The sequence below is a fragment of the Nitrosococcus watsonii C-113 genome (assembly GCF_000143085.1).
Classification (GTDB): domain Bacteria; phylum Pseudomonadota; class Gammaproteobacteria; order Nitrosococcales; family Nitrosococcaceae; genus Nitrosococcus; species Nitrosococcus watsonii.
On sequence record NC_014315.1, the window covers coordinates 2664128 to 2677640 of the forward strand.

A 13513-nucleotide genomic window follows, 5' to 3' on the forward strand; every position below is an offset into this window, starting at 1 on the left:
CAGCCGCACATGGAATACCATTATGAATATACAGACGCGATACCTCAACGACAGAGCCGATCATGCTGTCACAGTGTAAGTGCAAAGTAAAACCCTAAACCTCTTCCAATACGAGATGATACTGAAGTAGCCTGATCTCTGGCCATGATGGAAGGATGAGTGCCATCATGAATGACGACGACATCACTACACTTCTACAGGCCCCCTCCTTTCTGGACGGCCCCCGTGTCATCGAGTTTTTCCTCCAGACACAAACTGAGCACTACGACTTCATACGCCGGACGCTGATACGGTTCGCCTACCACAGCTTGCCCAAGCCCGATAAGGGACTGTTGGTTAAGTTGGTTGAGTTGCACGGCACCTTATCAGGGCTCGCCACAAAAAATCTCTGTGAACGCGCATGGCTGGTATTTGAACAAATCGTCCTATGAACGTCTGGCCACTATCTCAGTGCCACACCTCTACAATCTGAGATGCTCCGGCGCCTATTAGGAGAATACAAGCACCAGTTCGATAAAATACGCCCCAGGGCGTCCTCCATCGGCGAGCGGTGCCAGCCGCAGGCACGAGACCTCATTGGGAAATAACCGGGCTACATGCATGCGCCGACGGATCTCCTGATTCAAACGCTCGACCAGATTGGTCGTCCGCATCCGGCGTCGATGGCTTGTGGGCAAACTGAACGCCGTAAAGTCCTGCAGCAGGGCCTCCTCGGCCCAAGCGGCCAGCAGGCTGTTGATTTTTACCCGGCTTCGAACGCCGTGGTCGTTTGAAGCCGGAGTTCTCGACTAAAATTAATAGTTTACGACTAATCTCTGTCTATATAGGTGGCATTCGCGGGGATTCCCCGCCATCAGAGCAGACTAACCCTGTAACGCCCTCATCCGTGCCAGGCTCTTGCAGATCATCGTCAGCATAAATACGCTATTCACTTTCGATATACCGCACACTTTCATTCGCCTGATCAACCCAATCGCCGTCTATTTTTGACTCGTGGATCTCGTCATTACGCTTCTCCACGTGGAAATTAGCTTCGCTAATGCGACCACGACTCGTTGGGGACTCGCCGTCATCATCCTTGCGGCGGTAGCTTTTTTGCGATGCCCAAGCTTGAATCAAGGTGTCGTCTAAGCTGAAGTGTTCGTCGGACGGCAGCTTTTGCTTCCTGGCTAGGCTGACCAATTCTTCGAACAGTTCGGTAATGACATCGTTTTTCAGCAGGCGATGCTGATTGATGGTGGAATGGCTCCAGACTGCCATCAATCGTTAGGCCGACAAACCATCGACATTATCGATATTAAAGATTGTAGTTGATCTATTCAACTAACTGCCGCTCACTGCGGATGCTGTAAAGCACTTAGAGCAATTGCGCCCCGGTAAGCCGTTCTGGCGGGATGGATTCTCGACCAGTGTCACAATAAATACGGCGGAACAGCCGGTTCAGGTTTTTCATCGCCTCATCATCGCTAGTGGTACAACTGCGTCCGATGATTGCCTGTGTGCGAGCTTAGGAAAGCCCGCGACAGAATATCCACAAGCAACGATCTCTATGCAGCCCAACGCATAGACCAGAGTTGATAAATTTCCCCTAGTGTGTGATATATAAATATATTAGGCTAAACTCCACCGTTGGCGAAAGCCTGGTTTAATGCGGCTCATGACGCGAAAGCCGGAATTGATGTCAAAACGGAAGAATTACCATGATTCGATGTAGATGGACGCACAGCTCTTATCACTGGCGGCACTCGTGGGATAGGCGCTGCAATCGCGGACCTGTTTACTGAGGCAGGCGCGAACGTGGTGGTGGCCACCCGCGACGCCGGCATGAAGAAATTCATGCAGGAACCGCGCATGGAGGCTACCGGCGCCATGCCGTTCGACGGCAAGCCCATGATCTTCGGCGGCTTCGTGCCGGTGGTCGACCTGCCCACGAAGTCATGATCCACAAACTGCCCCTGACATCTTTTCCCCACCCCGAAGTGATGATCGGCAATGCCGCCGAGCGGTTTGATGCGGAAGGGAACCTGACAGACGAGAAGACTAGGGAGTCTATCCGCGAGTTACTCCAGGAGTTAGGGCTTGGACAGCCCGAATTCAAACGCCTCAAGCCGAAGCGCAACCCTAGCACAAGTAAGAGATTCAAATCACTATGAAACTATTGCCGCATCCGGGCTAAACCACCCAAAAGGAAAAATCATGGCTCGAAGCAGGCGCGCCCGCGGGCGCTTACACCAACCTTTTTATTTCCCATGATTAAGTGTCGCTTGATCGAGGACCCCCGCATCAAAGGTGTGGCGTTGACCGGCAGCTTGGGAGCTGGCAAGGCCGCGGCCGGACAAGCCGGAAAAAGTCTCAAAAATCCACTATGGAGCTGTTAGCGAACGACGCCTTTATCGTGCTTGAAGACGCCGATCTGGACAAAACCGTGGAGTGGGCGGTCTGGGCCAAAATGACGCTTGTCGGTCAGTCCTGCATCGCCGCAAAACGTTACATTGTCGTCGAAGAATTGGCTGAGTAGTTTTTGGAAAAATTCAAGGCCGCGCTCTCGGCCCTTACGCCCGGAGACCCGATGGACGAGGCTACAACACTCGGGCCAGTCGCCTCGGAAAGGGCGGTGGTTAAATTAGTAAAGCAGGTCGATCAAGCCGTCGCAAGTGGGGCCAAGGTCGTCCTGGGCGGCAAACGGATCGAGCGACCCGGCGCGTTCATGGAAGCGACGATCCTCACGAACATCAAGCCAGGCAATCTCGCTTACCGGGAGGAATTTTTCGGCCCGGTCGCGCTGATGTTCCAGGTCAAAGACGAAGACGAGGCCGTGGTACTGGCCAACGACTCGGACTTTGGCCTGAGAGCATCGATCTTTACCCGCGATGCTGCGCGCGGCCAACGCCTGGCCAGCCGCATCGACACTGGCATGGTATTCATCAATCAACCTATCTGGACGGCGCGGCGGAACTGCCTTTCGGCGGCATAATGGCTTCCGGTTATGGCCGCAATCTTTCCTGCATGGGGATTCAGGAATTTGTAAACAAAAAATGGTGCGCGTAGCATCCATTAATGACCCAGCATAAAACGTGGAAGGAATACGCCCCTGCTCCGACAAAGGAAAATAAAACCGACCGCAACAAACGTGTCCACAATTTCCCGATCCAGCGAAAAGCAGACCTTTTCATGGTTTGTTCTGGGCCTGATGGCCAGTGTCACCTTTGTGGGTATTCTGTCCGAGCTGGTGCCCTCGGGCATTTTGCCGCAGATGACCGAGGGGCTGGGCATTGAGGAAAGCGAGGTCGGCTTTTTAGTCGGTGTGTATGCGCTGGCTTCCGCCTTTGCCGCTATCCCAGTGGTCAGCGCCACCCTGGCGTTCAACCGCAAGACGCTCCTGATGGCGCTGCTGATCGGGTTTGCGGTCTCCAATATCGTCGTCGGTGTATCGTCGTCCTACCCGGTCATCGTCGCCTTCCGCATCGTCGGTGGCATTTGCGCGGGCGTGATGTGGCCGATGATCGCAGCCTACGGTACGCGGCTGGTCCCCGAGCACATGCACGGCAAGGCCATCACGGTCATCATGTCGGGCAACACCCTGGGCATCAGCATCGGGCTGCCGCTGATGACGACGGTCGGCCTCGCCTTTGGCTGGCGGAGCGTCTTCCTGGTCCTCGGCGCGATCGTCGCAATCATCGCCGTGCTATCGCATTTCTATCTGCCGGTGGTGAAAGGTGAGCAGCTCAGCAAGAGCAATTCACCGCTCGCGGTGTTGAAAATGCCGTCGATGCTGATCGTCTTGTTATTGACCTTTCTATCGGTCGCGGCTCACTACGGTATTTACACCTACATCACTTTGTTGGTGGAGCTAATCAGCTTCGCGGGCGGCATCAGCGTGGCGTTGCTAATCTTCGGCATCGGCTCGGTGATTTCGGTAATCGTTTCTGCAAAATACATCGATGCGTATCTTCGTCCCCTGATCGTACTCATGCTCGCTGTTGGTGCCATTTCCATGGCCATGTTGCTTACGTTCAAAGGGACCCTCGTCATCTCGCACGCCGCATTCTTCCTATGGGGCCTGGCCTTTGGTCCGCTGGTGACGATGTACCAGACCGCGGTGACCAAGCAGGTTGACGAGGCCAGGGATATTGCGACGTCCGTGCAATCCAGCGTCTTCAATTTGTCCATCATGATTGCGACATGGGTCGGCGGACTGCTCCTGAACTGTTTCCCGGCAAGCGGCGTCAAGCTCATCGTCTACCTGTCACTGGTCTGCTTTATCCTGGCGATCATCATCGCCTTCCAGTCGAAACGCACCCTGCGGTCTTCCAGAGGGCCGTCCACTAACTTATGAAAGAGAGAGCCATGAAAAAGTTTACCAATGCCCACATCTACCGCCAGCACGATGAAGCCCACGAGATCCTGGTCGATCAAGGCGTCATCAAACAGATCGGCAAAAATTTGCCCGAGGCAGATGAAGAAATCGATCTGCAGGGTCGCCTGGTGGTCCCGCCCTACGTGGATGCCCACCTGCACCTGGATTACGTTTACACTGGCGGTGGCAAAGACGCCAAGAACAAAACCGGCACCCTGTTCGAAGGTATCGCTCGCTGGCACGATGTCAAGAAAACCCAGACACTCGAAGACGCGAGGGAACGTGCGCTGAAGGGCATCGGGGAGGAGGTTTCCAACGGTGTCCAGTTTATCCGCACGCACATCGATGTGGACGATCCCAGGCTGACCGGGCTGAAAGCAATGCTGGAAATCCGGGAACAGCTCAAGGACAAGGTCACCATTCAGATCGTCGCGTTCCCGCAGGAGGGCATGTACGCCTACAAGGGTGGCGACGAGATGATCGAGGAGGCGCTGAAGATGGGCGCGGACTGTGTCGGTGCCATCCCGCACTTCGAGTGGGCCCGTGAGATCGGCGAGAAGTCCATCCACCGCACCGTTGAGCTGGCCGCCAAGTACGACAAACTGATCGACGTGCATTGCGACGAGACCGACGACGTGATGAGCCGCTTTGTCGAACTGCTCAACGCTCTTGTGATGGCCGAAGGTATCGGCACGCGCACGGCCGCAAGCCATACCTGCTCGTTCGGCTCGGCGGACAATGCCTACGCTTTCCGCATGATGAGTCTGTTCCAGCAGTCGGGGCTAAACTTTATTTCGCTGCCAACCGAGAATGCCTATCTGCAGGGCCGACAGGATACCTATCCCAAGCGTCGTGGCCTGACCCGGGTGAAGGAGCTCTGGGAAAGCGGCATCAATGTCTGTTTCGGCCAGGACTCCATCAACGACCCGTGGTATCCGGTCGGCAACGGCAATCTGATGAACATTCTCGACAACGGCATTCACCTTGCACAGACGATGTCGTTTGACGAGCTGGACCGGTGCCTGGACCTGATCACCTACAATGGTGCCAAGACTTTGAACGTGGAAGACCAGTACGGCATCGAGCAGGGCAAGCCCGCCAGCTTTCTGGTGCTCAACGCTGATTCGCCCTTCGAGGCCGTCCGCCAGCGCGCCGATGTGCTGGCATCGATCCGCCATGGCGAATACCTGTTCAAGCGGCCCGAGCCGAGCTACGAAGTCCCACTCGCTCTCTTCAGGAAGACGAAGTAGTGCTCATGCCTTTGCCTGATTGCAGGACAGCACCCGGTAACGGGTGCTATTGACCCGAGACGGAACGTGCAGCCAACCGGCAGGTGAGTTATCTTTGGCATCTCAATCCCGGGGCTGCGCATCGCCGGGGAATTGATCGTGGCGCGCATCGACTTCGGGATGCTGAATTCCACGTCGGAGAGCGAAATGCCCGAGGAGTCCTGGAAAGAGGCCGTGCGGATGGACGATGCAGCCTTCACTCCGCTGGCCATGCCATGCTCAGCGGACCCGTCACCATCGGTATAGCAACGGAGCGGGCGAGAACTTGGCCATTGTCGTGGCTGGTCTTGCACGCCTCCGCCTGGGTGGTCCGCGCCTTGCAACCGGCATGAACGCCATGGGCCGGATCATGGGCTTCCTGCTCGTCTGCGTGGAGATCCAGTTTATCCTGTCGAGCCCAGCGTTCTGGGACCCCATCCTGGACGCAAGCCGAAGTTGAGAAGCCTGCGACGGCAGGGCCTTCAAGATCCGTCAGCACGTTGTCGAGCTGCAGATCCATCTCCGCGAGTGCCTTCTGCATGTGCTGAATACTGCGCAACGCAAATAACTATATCATCAACCCTGACGCCACGTTCTTTGCGTCAATGCGCATTCATTTCCGCTTCGCTCAAATCACCGTGCTCAATGACCATTCGTTCGATGAACGCGGCTTCCTTCTCAGAACGGCAACCCTATGGCCGCCCATCGGCTTTGGTTCATAGCTGCCCCCCTCCCGCCAGTCTTTCACAATCCCCGTTGCCGTGCTCGCAGCTATCTCCACTTCGCTCCCGCTGATGGCGCCGACATTCCTCCGGACACCAAATTGATAAGACGTTTCTTCAGATCCTTCGATAAGGGCTTGGGCATGATGGGGTCCCCTTCCGTCATGATGCTCTCTCTTTATTGACCTTTTGGGAATACACCATCAACTCTATTTAAATGCCCCTTGCTCTAGTCTGATGTTCAAGACGAAATCGCAAGGATGCGAGCATGTTGCCGTTGCCGGCTGGCAGGGAGACCAGTGCGGGCGTGGGTGCTGCTCGCTATAGGCGCCTCCGCCCGAAACAGACTCTCCTTTACCAGATTGTCGAAGACTACTACCCGGCTTTCGTATCCCATATGGCGGCACGGGGTATGGCATTGCCGGGGTATTTCCAGCGGGAGTTCGAGGACCATCTCACATGTGACGGTCTGGAACACGGATTTCTGCGCGTACGCTGCGATACCTGTCATGCCGAACATCAACGACGTGGTTTCTGCGCCAGTCACGGGGCACGGCGGACCGCTGACTGTGAACTACCCGTGAACTTGTGGAGAAGTGGAGAAAGGGCGTTTATTTTTTCTATACGCAGGTCAGACAATACCATCAAACATACCATTAGAAAAGCCTGCTTGGTGGTACTAGGAAGCGCCTGACATTGCCAGACAAGATAGGAAATAACCCATTTATACAAAGGGTTATATTTGATTTACTGCTTGCAGGTGCTAGTCAGTGCCAGACGTGGAATCATTCCCACTCAATAGTTGCAGGAGGTTTCCCAGAAATATCATAAGTAACCCGGGAAATACCCGCTACCTCGTTAATAATGCGCCGGGAAACATGATCCAAGAAATCGTAGGGCAAATGAGCCCAACGGGCAGTCATGAAATCCACGCTCTCCACCGCCCGCAGGGCAACCACAAAATCGTAGCAGCGCCCATCACCCATAACACCCACAGACTTTACTGGCAAAAATACGGCGAAAGCCTGACTCACCTTATCGTACCAATCGTGAGTGTGTAATTCTTCAATAAAAATGGCATCCGCCAGACGAAGTAAATCCGCGTATTCCTTTTTAACCTCACCTAGAATCCGTACGCCCAGTCCCGGCCCTGGAAATGGGTGCCGGTAGACAAGCTCAAAGGGCAATCCTAGTTCAGTGCCGAGTTGGCGCACTTCATCCTTGAACAGCTCCCGCAGGGGCTCAAGGAGCTTTAGATTAAGCTCCTCGGGGAGCCCCCCTACATTATGATGGGACTTGATGACCTGGGCCTTTCCCGTTTTGCCTCCCGCGGATTCGATCACATCAGGATAAATGGTGCCCTGGGCCAACCACTGCGCATTAGACAATTTCGCGGCTTCTTCTTCAAAAACCTCGATAAATACCCGCCCAATGATTTTTCGTTTCGCCTCCGGATCGATCACCCCGGCCAAGGCTTCCAAAAACCTGGCTTCAGCCGAGATACGGATAACTTTAATGCCTAGATGACGGGCAAAAGTAGCCATAACCTGATCGGCCTCTCCTTGGCGCAGCAGGCCATTGTCCACAAACACGCAAATGAGTTGATCGCCAATGGCCTTATGCAACAAAGCCGCAGCAACCGAGGAGTCGACCCCCCCGGAGAGTCCCAGCAGGACGGTATCAGCGCCCACTTCGGTTCGTATATGTTCAATACTCTTAGCGATAATATGGCGGGGCTCCCAGAGGGCTTCGCAGCCACAAATATCATAGACAAAGCGCTCCAAAATGCGAATTCCCTGACGGGTGTGGGTCACTTCCGGGTGGAACTGGAAACCATAGAAACGCCGCTTCTCATCAGCCATTCCCGCCAGGGGCGCATGGGTCGTTGCAGCAATCCGCTTAAATCCCTCGGGCAAGCCTATCACCCGATCCCCATGACTCATCCACACATCCAATAACGCCTCACCTTCGGCGGTGGTATGGTCCTCGATATCCTGGAGCAACCGTGAATGACCATGGACGTACACTTGGGCATAACCATATTCCCGCTGGGCGGAGACTTCCACCCGTCCCCCCAATTGGGCTGCCATTACCTGCATGCCATAGCAAATGCCCAGCAACGGCACGCCCAGCTCAAAAATCAGCGGAGAGAGTCGGGGCGCGGTTTCCCCTACCGTAGAAGCTGGTCCACCGGAAAGGATAATGCCTCGTGGGGCAAAATCCCGCAGGGTCGACTCGGCCACATCATAGGGGTGAATTTCGCAGTAGACTCCCGCTTCCCGGACGCGGCGGGCAATCAGCTGGGTGTACTGGGAACCAAAATCAAGAATCAGGATACGGTGGGCGTAAAGATCGCTCATCTCAATCCATGCGATAGTTAGGCGCTTCCTTAGTAATCGCCACATCGTGGACATGGCTTTCTCTTACACCCGCTGCGGTCACCCGAATAAAGGTAGGCCGGGTGCGCATTTCTCCAATAGTGGCGCAACCCGTATAGCCCATGCTGGCCCGTAAACCGCCCACTAGTTGGCGCACAATGGCGCTGAGGTTACCTTTATAAGGAACCCGGCCCTCAATGCCCTCTGGAACGAGCTTATCCGCCTCGCCCGAGTTTTCTTGGAAATACCGATCACTGGAACCCTGCTGCATCGCCCCGATGGAACCCATGCCCCGGTAAGACTTATAGGTCCGGCCTTGGTAGAGTTCCACCTCTCCCGGCGCCTCCTCGGTGCCAGCAAGCATGCCCCCCACCATGACCGAATGGGCGCCTGCGGCAATGGCTTTGGCAAGATCGCCCGAGTAGCGAATACCCCCATCCGAGATGAGAGGCACATCCATACCCTCCAGAGCTTCAGCTACATCCGTAATCGCCGTGATCTGGGGAACGCCTACGCCGGCAACCACCCGGGTGGTGCAAATAGAACCGGGGCCAATGCCTACCTTGACCCCATCCGCGCCCGCATCCACTAGGGCCCGGGCAGCTTCTCCGGTAGCGATATTGCCGCCAATGACCTGAATTTCAGGGTATTCTGACTTAACCCAATGCACCTGATCCAAAACTCCCTGGGCGTGACCATGAGCCGTATCCACCACCAGCACATCCACCCCCGCCTCAACCAGGGCAGCACTCCTTTCCTGACCGGCGGGACCAATACCCACGGCCGCGCCAACACGCAGCCGTCCATGTTCATCCTTGCATGCCAAGGGATATTCCTTGGACTTCTGAATATCCTTGACCGTAATCAACCCCCGCAGTTTGAATTGGTCATCCACGACCAATACCTTTTCAATGCGGTATTGATGTAAAAGATCAACCACCTCGTCCCGTTCCGCGCCTTCTGGCACCGTGATCAAACGGGGTTGGGGAGTCATGATAGCGGATACAGGACTGTCGAAGCGGGTTTCAAAGCGTAGATCCCGGCTGGTCACAATGCCCACGAGCTGTTTCCCCTCGACTACGGGAACACCGGAAATGCTGTGGGCACGGGTCAGTGCCAGCACTTCGCCAATACTGGTATCCGGAGCGACGGTAATCGGCTCTTTGATGACCCCACTTTCAAACTTTTTAACTTTCCGCACCTCAACTGCTTGGCGTTCCACACTCATATTCTTGTGGATAATCCCAATACCACCCTCCTGAGCGAGGCTAATCGCCAACTGAGCCTCGGTTACAGTATCCATTGCTGCGGAGACAAGGGGAATATTAAGCTTAATAGCGCGGGTCAGTCGGGTTTCCAGATTGGCGTCTCGCGGCAAGACGCGAGAATGGGCGGGAAGGAGTAAGACATCATCAAAGGTAAGGGCTTCCTGAATCGGGCGCATAGCAAACTTGTGGTTCAATTAATACAATTAAAATCTTTTAATTATACGATTTCTCACCCTTAGGTACATAGTCCATTATAAAAGAATGGAAAATACGTCCTATAATTTAAATCCTGCCCGGGAAATCTACACCATATCACGCTTAGTGCGCGAAGCCCGCCACCTCCTGGAGGGCAGCTTTCCCCTGCTCTGGATCGAAGGAGAAGTATCCAATTTATCACGCCCTTCTTCCGGGCATTTTTATTTTACCCTTAAAGATAAAACAACCCAGGTACGTTGTGCCATGTTCCGCGGCCGCAACCGTTTGCTGGGGATTACGCTTGAAGAAGGAATGCAAATTCTGGCGCGGGTCCAAGTAGGACTCTACGAAGCCCGGGGCGAGTTCCAATTAATCGTCGAATACCTAGAGAAAGCGGGAGATGGAGCCTTACGCCGAGCCTTTGAAGCACTCAAGCAACGTCTCTCCTCCGAGGGTCTATTCGCTACGTCCCATAAACGATCCCTGCCCATCCTGCCACGGCAAATTGGAATCATCACTTCTCCTTCAGGCGCCGCTATCCGAGATATCTTAAGCGTTCTTAAGCGGCGTTTCCCCACTGTTCCGGTGCTGATTTATCCCGTCCCCGTCCAGGGGGAAGGGGCCGCGCAAAAAATCGCCACGGCAATTGCCAAAGCCGAACAACAGCATACTTGTGATCTGCTAATCTTGGCTCGCGGCGGCGGTTCTCTGGAAGATCTCTGGGCCTTCAACGAAGAGGCACTAGCCCGTGCCATCTACCATTGCCCTATCCCGATTATCTCTGGTGTTGGCCATGAAATAGACTTTACTATCGCCGATTTTGCCGCCGACCAACGGGCGCCTACGCCCTCAGCAGCAGCCGAAATGGCGGTTCCTGATAGCCGTGAATGGTATCGAAATGTTCTAAATCTTGAGCAACGGCTGGGATCTCTATTCCAGCAACGCTTGCGCTACCTCCGGCAATCGCTGGAAAGCCTGACTCAACGTCTCCGCCATCCCCAGGCCCGGTTACAAGAAGGCGCCCAACGGATCGATGAATTAGAACAACGCCTCGACCGAGCCTGGACTCACCTGAAGAGAGAACGGCTCCATCAGCTAGGTGGGTTGTCACTCCAATTACAAAGATTAAATCCAGCACAGTATTTAAAAGCCTGCCACTTGCGCTTAGGAGAGCTTAACCAGCTGCTCCATACTTACCAGCAACAGCACCTGGAAAAGCAGCGAATGCAGCTTGAAATGGCCCAGCGATCCCTCCAGGCGATAAATCCCCAAACAACCTTGGAGAGAGGATATGCCATTGTTACCGGACCTAAGGGAATTGTGCTACGTAAAGCCAGCCAGGTACAGCCTGGAGCAAGGATCGAAGTCCAGCTCGCAGAGGGCCATATTCGTGGTGAGGTAACGGAAACCCTAGATAAACCTTAGAAGCCGTTTTAAAAACGGCCCTTGGCAATAGGGCTGCCGCGAGGAACTTTTGTAAGGAGCGGGGGGGGGATAATCCCGTGGAAAATCGTAAAGAGAGGGAGCCTAGCTCGAAATTCTAGACTCCCTGCTAGCTTAAGAAAGTTCTCCTAAGAGAGGCGACATCCTAACGGTTAAGCTGCTCCAAAAAAGTTGTTTCATCTGGCGCCATATCTGACTTTGGCAGATCGCATCCTGCTACTCCCAGCATAAAGGCCAGGGTACATAGCAATAGCAGGCAACGGCTCGTTAGTTTCATAAATTCTCTCCTTAATATTTATAAAAATTTATAAGCTAAAAATACTACTCCCGTCCAAAGCTTTTGCCCAAACCTACCCTCCTCTCGGGGAGGGGCAGCTTCCCATAAGCGTCTGTCCAGGAACTCTTTATGCGAAGAGTTTTCCCGATTCTCAAATTATCTGTAAAGAGTCAGGTTCCTAGCTTCCTGGCATATTATTTTTAATTCCCTTAAATCAATATATAAGCAAAATTTTAGCGGAAAGCAAGCCCTCTCAGAGAATAATTTTTTCCCACAATATTAACGAGATGAAGGGAATAAAAAACAAATTTCCAAGCAAAGGGAATAACTTAACCTTTGCCGTCAGCTCCCTGCTTCCGGACTACTTGCAAATGCTTTAACCATTGAGCGGCCTGTTTGCTATAAGCTGAGGAAGCCTGAATTAACTTTAACGTCTGAATAGCATCCGCAAGGCGCCCTTGCTCATACCTCGCCTGACCCAAGAAAAAGCGGACCTGCCCAGGATCATCCAGTCCCCCTTTGCGCAAGGCTTGCCCAAAGGCTTCCTCTGCTTGCTCCCAGTCTTGCAGCTCGATGAAAACCTGGCCACGGCGAAAGGCCATTTTGCCATCCTGCCTCAGCCGCCCTGCCTCTTTAAAAGCAACAGCGGCCCGTTCCCATTCCCGGGCGGCAAGCCAAGCATTGCCAAGAGACTCCCAGTGTTTGCTGCTTGTTTGGATAATTTCATCCTTTAAACCCTGCTGCAAAACTTGCGCGGCTTTATAGGGAATATGGAGGTAACGATAAAGATTAGCAAGATGAATGAGACTTTTACTATCAAGAGACTCCATACGTGCTACTAGCGCCTCCACGGCTAACGCCCGATGCTCTTTATTCATCTCCATATATACCGCCCCCAACTGCTTCCAATACTGCTCCTTTTTAGGGAAGTAGCTTATCAAGGTTTCCAACACTTGGGCCGCCTGGGAATATTGCTTCAGCTCTAACCGGGCAGCAAGATGCAGTTGATACCAATCTTCCTGCGGCGCTTTGGCAAGCTCAATCGCTGCCTCAATATGAGGAATGACTTCGGCATACTGCTTCAAATGGTAGTAGGCACTAGCAGCCAATACATGGGCTTCCGCCGGAGGAGATTCCGCAGCCTTAAACCATGCTTCCAGGAACTGGAGAGCTTTTCCATACTGCTCCGTGACCATATAAAGTTGCGCCAGACTATAACGCAAATCATGGGCGACCCGGGCAGGCAATGCATCTAGGGCAAGGCTAGCTTTAAACGCTTGGATCGCCTTGGGATATTTTTCTAAAGAAGAATATACATAGCCGAGGGTTTGGAGTACCATCGCCTGCTCGTAAGCCTTACCGTTCACCTTGTCTTGTAAGGCGGTGAGTTGTTGAAGAGCAGATACATACTGCTGCTTGTCCATGAGCTTATGGACAGCGCTCAGAGATTCATAAGTAGCAGGAGTCAGAAGGTACTGCTCAGCCGCTTGGGCATTCAGCGATAACCCTCCCCCTAAGAGCAATACCTTCGCTAGCATAAAAAGCGGTAACCGCCCAGCCCACACTCCCGCAAGCGTACGGCTACGCTTTCTTAAGCACTGCATA

Annotated in this window: 14 protein-coding genes and 2 pseudogenes; 9 read left to right on the plus strand and 7 right to left on the minus strand. The window is 53.8% G+C overall.

Going from position 1 to position 13513, the window contains the following annotated elements:
• The first annotated feature begins 167 nt into the window (after nt 1–167).
• On the plus strand, nt 168–431 hold the full coding sequence (locus NWAT_RS12065) for a hypothetical protein (protein WP_013221341.1): 264 nt from the start codon (nt 168–170) through the stop codon (nt 429–431).
• 123 nt (nt 432–554) lie between these two features.
• On the opposite strand, the pseudogene NWAT_RS17565 reads toward NWAT_RS12065, so the two are convergent.
• Nucleotides 555–677: pseudogene (locus NWAT_RS17565) on the minus strand (transposase); the annotation flags it as partial.
• Nucleotides 678–924: 247 nt separating this feature from the next.
• Nucleotides 925–1260, minus strand: coding sequence for a hypothetical protein (locus NWAT_RS15720; RefSeq protein WP_049773000.1), 336 nt, complete (start codon nt 1258–1260; stop codon nt 925–927).
• Nucleotides 1261–1731: 471 nt separating this feature from the next.
• On the opposite strand from NWAT_RS15720, the gene NWAT_RS16270 reads away from it, so the two are divergent.
• The 6 genes and pseudogenes from NWAT_RS16270 (at nt 1732) to NWAT_RS18090 (ending at nt 5892) form a co-directional block, all read left to right on the plus strand.
• Nucleotides 1732–1941 (plus strand): SDR family NAD(P)-dependent oxidoreductase, encoded by a 210-nt coding sequence (locus NWAT_RS16270; protein ID WP_083781454.1) that lies wholly within the window; start codon nt 1732–1734, stop codon nt 1939–1941.
• On the plus strand, nt 1938–2153 hold the full coding sequence (locus NWAT_RS17100) for a hypothetical protein (protein WP_041350729.1): 216 nt from the start codon (nt 1938–1940) through the stop codon (nt 2151–2153). Before NWAT_RS16270 ends, NWAT_RS17100 begins: the two co-directional genes overlap by 4 nt.
• A 104-nt stretch (nt 2154–2257) precedes the next feature.
• Nucleotides 2258–2974, plus strand: a pseudogene (locus NWAT_RS17110) (aldehyde dehydrogenase family protein).
• A gap of 156 nt (nt 2975–3130) precedes the next feature.
• On the plus strand, nt 3131–4336 hold the full coding sequence (locus NWAT_RS12085; RefSeq protein ID WP_198342155.1) for an MFS transporter: 1206 nt from the start codon (nt 3131–3133) through the stop codon (nt 4334–4336).
• Between the two features lie 11 nt (nt 4337–4347).
• Nucleotides 4348–5607, plus strand: coding sequence for a cytosine deaminase (codA, locus tag NWAT_RS12090; RefSeq protein WP_041350733.1), 1260 nt, complete (start codon nt 4348–4350; stop codon nt 5605–5607).
• Nucleotides 5608–5745: 138 nt separating this feature from the next.
• Nucleotides 5746–5892, plus strand: a complete 147-nt coding sequence (locus NWAT_RS18090) for a hypothetical protein (protein WP_408634623.1) — start codon at nt 5746–5748, stop codon at nt 5890–5892.
• Here the strand turns inward: NWAT_RS18090 and NWAT_RS16770 are convergent.
• A complete protein-coding gene (locus NWAT_RS16770) occupies nt 5843–6166 on the minus strand; it encodes a hypothetical protein (RefSeq protein WP_013221345.1) in 324 nt (107 codons plus the stop codon). The genes NWAT_RS18090 and NWAT_RS16770 overlap by 50 nt on opposite strands.
• 449 nt (nt 6167–6615) lie before the next feature.
• Between NWAT_RS16770 and NWAT_RS15730 the strand changes: the two genes are divergently transcribed.
• Complete coding sequence (locus tag NWAT_RS15730; protein ID WP_013221346.1) at nt 6616–7041, plus strand: IS phage Tn transposon-like protein; 426 nt, start codon at nt 6616–6618, stop codon at nt 7039–7041.
• A gap of 91 nt (nt 7042–7132) precedes the next feature.
• On the opposite strand, the gene guaA is transcribed toward NWAT_RS15730, so the two are convergent.
• Entirely contained in the window at nt 7133–8707 is a 1575-nt protein-coding gene (gene guaA, locus NWAT_RS12105; protein ID WP_013221347.1) for a glutamine-hydrolyzing GMP synthase, read from the minus strand.
• A 1-nt stretch (nt 8708) separates the two neighbouring features.
• Entirely contained in the window at nt 8709–10169 is a 1461-nt protein-coding gene (gene guaB / locus NWAT_RS12110; protein WP_013221348.1) for an IMP dehydrogenase, read from the minus strand.
• 85 nt (nt 10170–10254) lie between these two features.
• Here guaB and xseA point away from each other — a divergent pair, with 85 nt between their 5' ends.
• A complete protein-coding gene (gene xseA / locus NWAT_RS12115; RefSeq protein ID WP_013221349.1) occupies nt 10255–11613 on the plus strand; it encodes an exodeoxyribonuclease VII large subunit in 1359 nt (452 codons plus the stop codon).
• 163 nt (nt 11614–11776) lie between these two features.
• On the opposite strand, the gene NWAT_RS17805 is transcribed toward xseA, so the two are convergent.
• A complete protein-coding gene (locus NWAT_RS17805; protein WP_013221350.1) occupies nt 11777–11908 on the minus strand; it encodes a hypothetical protein in 132 nt (43 codons plus the stop codon).
• A gap of 329 nt (nt 11909–12237) precedes the next feature.
• Nucleotides 12238–13512 carry a tetratricopeptide repeat protein gene (locus tag NWAT_RS12120; RefSeq protein WP_013221351.1) on the minus strand — a complete coding sequence of 425 codons (1275 nt, stop codon included), beginning with the start codon at nt 13510–13512 and terminating at the stop codon, nt 12238–12240.
• Between the last annotated feature and the right edge of the window lies 1 nt (nt 13513).

Excerpts from the sequence above, each read along its gene's own strand:
- NWAT_RS12065 (WP_013221341.1), top strand. The coding sequence starts at position 168 with ATGAATGACGACGACATCACTACACTTCTACAGGCCCCCTCCTTTCTG.
- NWAT_RS15720 (WP_049773000.1), bottom strand. The coding sequence starts at position 1,260 with ATGGCAGTCTGGAGCCATTCCACCATCAATCAGCATCGCCTGCTGAAA.
- NWAT_RS17100 (WP_041350729.1), top strand. The coding sequence starts at position 1,938 with ATGATCCACAAACTGCCCCTGACATCTTTTCCCCACCCCGAAGTGATG.
- codA (WP_041350733.1), top strand. The coding sequence starts at position 4,348 with ATGAAAAAGTTTACCAATGCCCACATCTACCGCCAGCACGATGAAGCC.
- NWAT_RS16770 (WP_013221345.1), bottom strand. The coding sequence starts at position 6,166 with ATGCAGAAGGCACTCGCGGAGATGGATCTGCAGCTCGACAACGTGCTG.
- NWAT_RS15730 (WP_013221346.1), top strand. The coding sequence starts at position 6,616 with ATGTTGCCGTTGCCGGCTGGCAGGGAGACCAGTGCGGGCGTGGGTGCT.
- guaA (WP_013221347.1), bottom strand. The coding sequence starts at position 8,707 with ATGAGCGATCTTTACGCCCACCGTATCCTGATTCTTGATTTTGGTTCC.
- guaB (WP_013221348.1), bottom strand. The coding sequence starts at position 10,169 with ATGCGCCCGATTCAGGAAGCCCTTACCTTTGATGATGTCTTACTCCTT.
- xseA (WP_013221349.1), top strand. The coding sequence starts at position 10,255 with ATGGAAAATACGTCCTATAATTTAAATCCTGCCCGGGAAATCTACACC.
- NWAT_RS17805 (WP_013221350.1), bottom strand. The coding sequence starts at position 11,908 with ATGAAACTAACGAGCCGTTGCCTGCTATTGCTATGTACCCTGGCCTTT.
- NWAT_RS12120 (WP_013221351.1), bottom strand. The coding sequence starts at position 13,512 with ATGCAGTGCTTAAGAAAGCGTAGCCGTACGCTTGCGGGAGTGTGGGCT.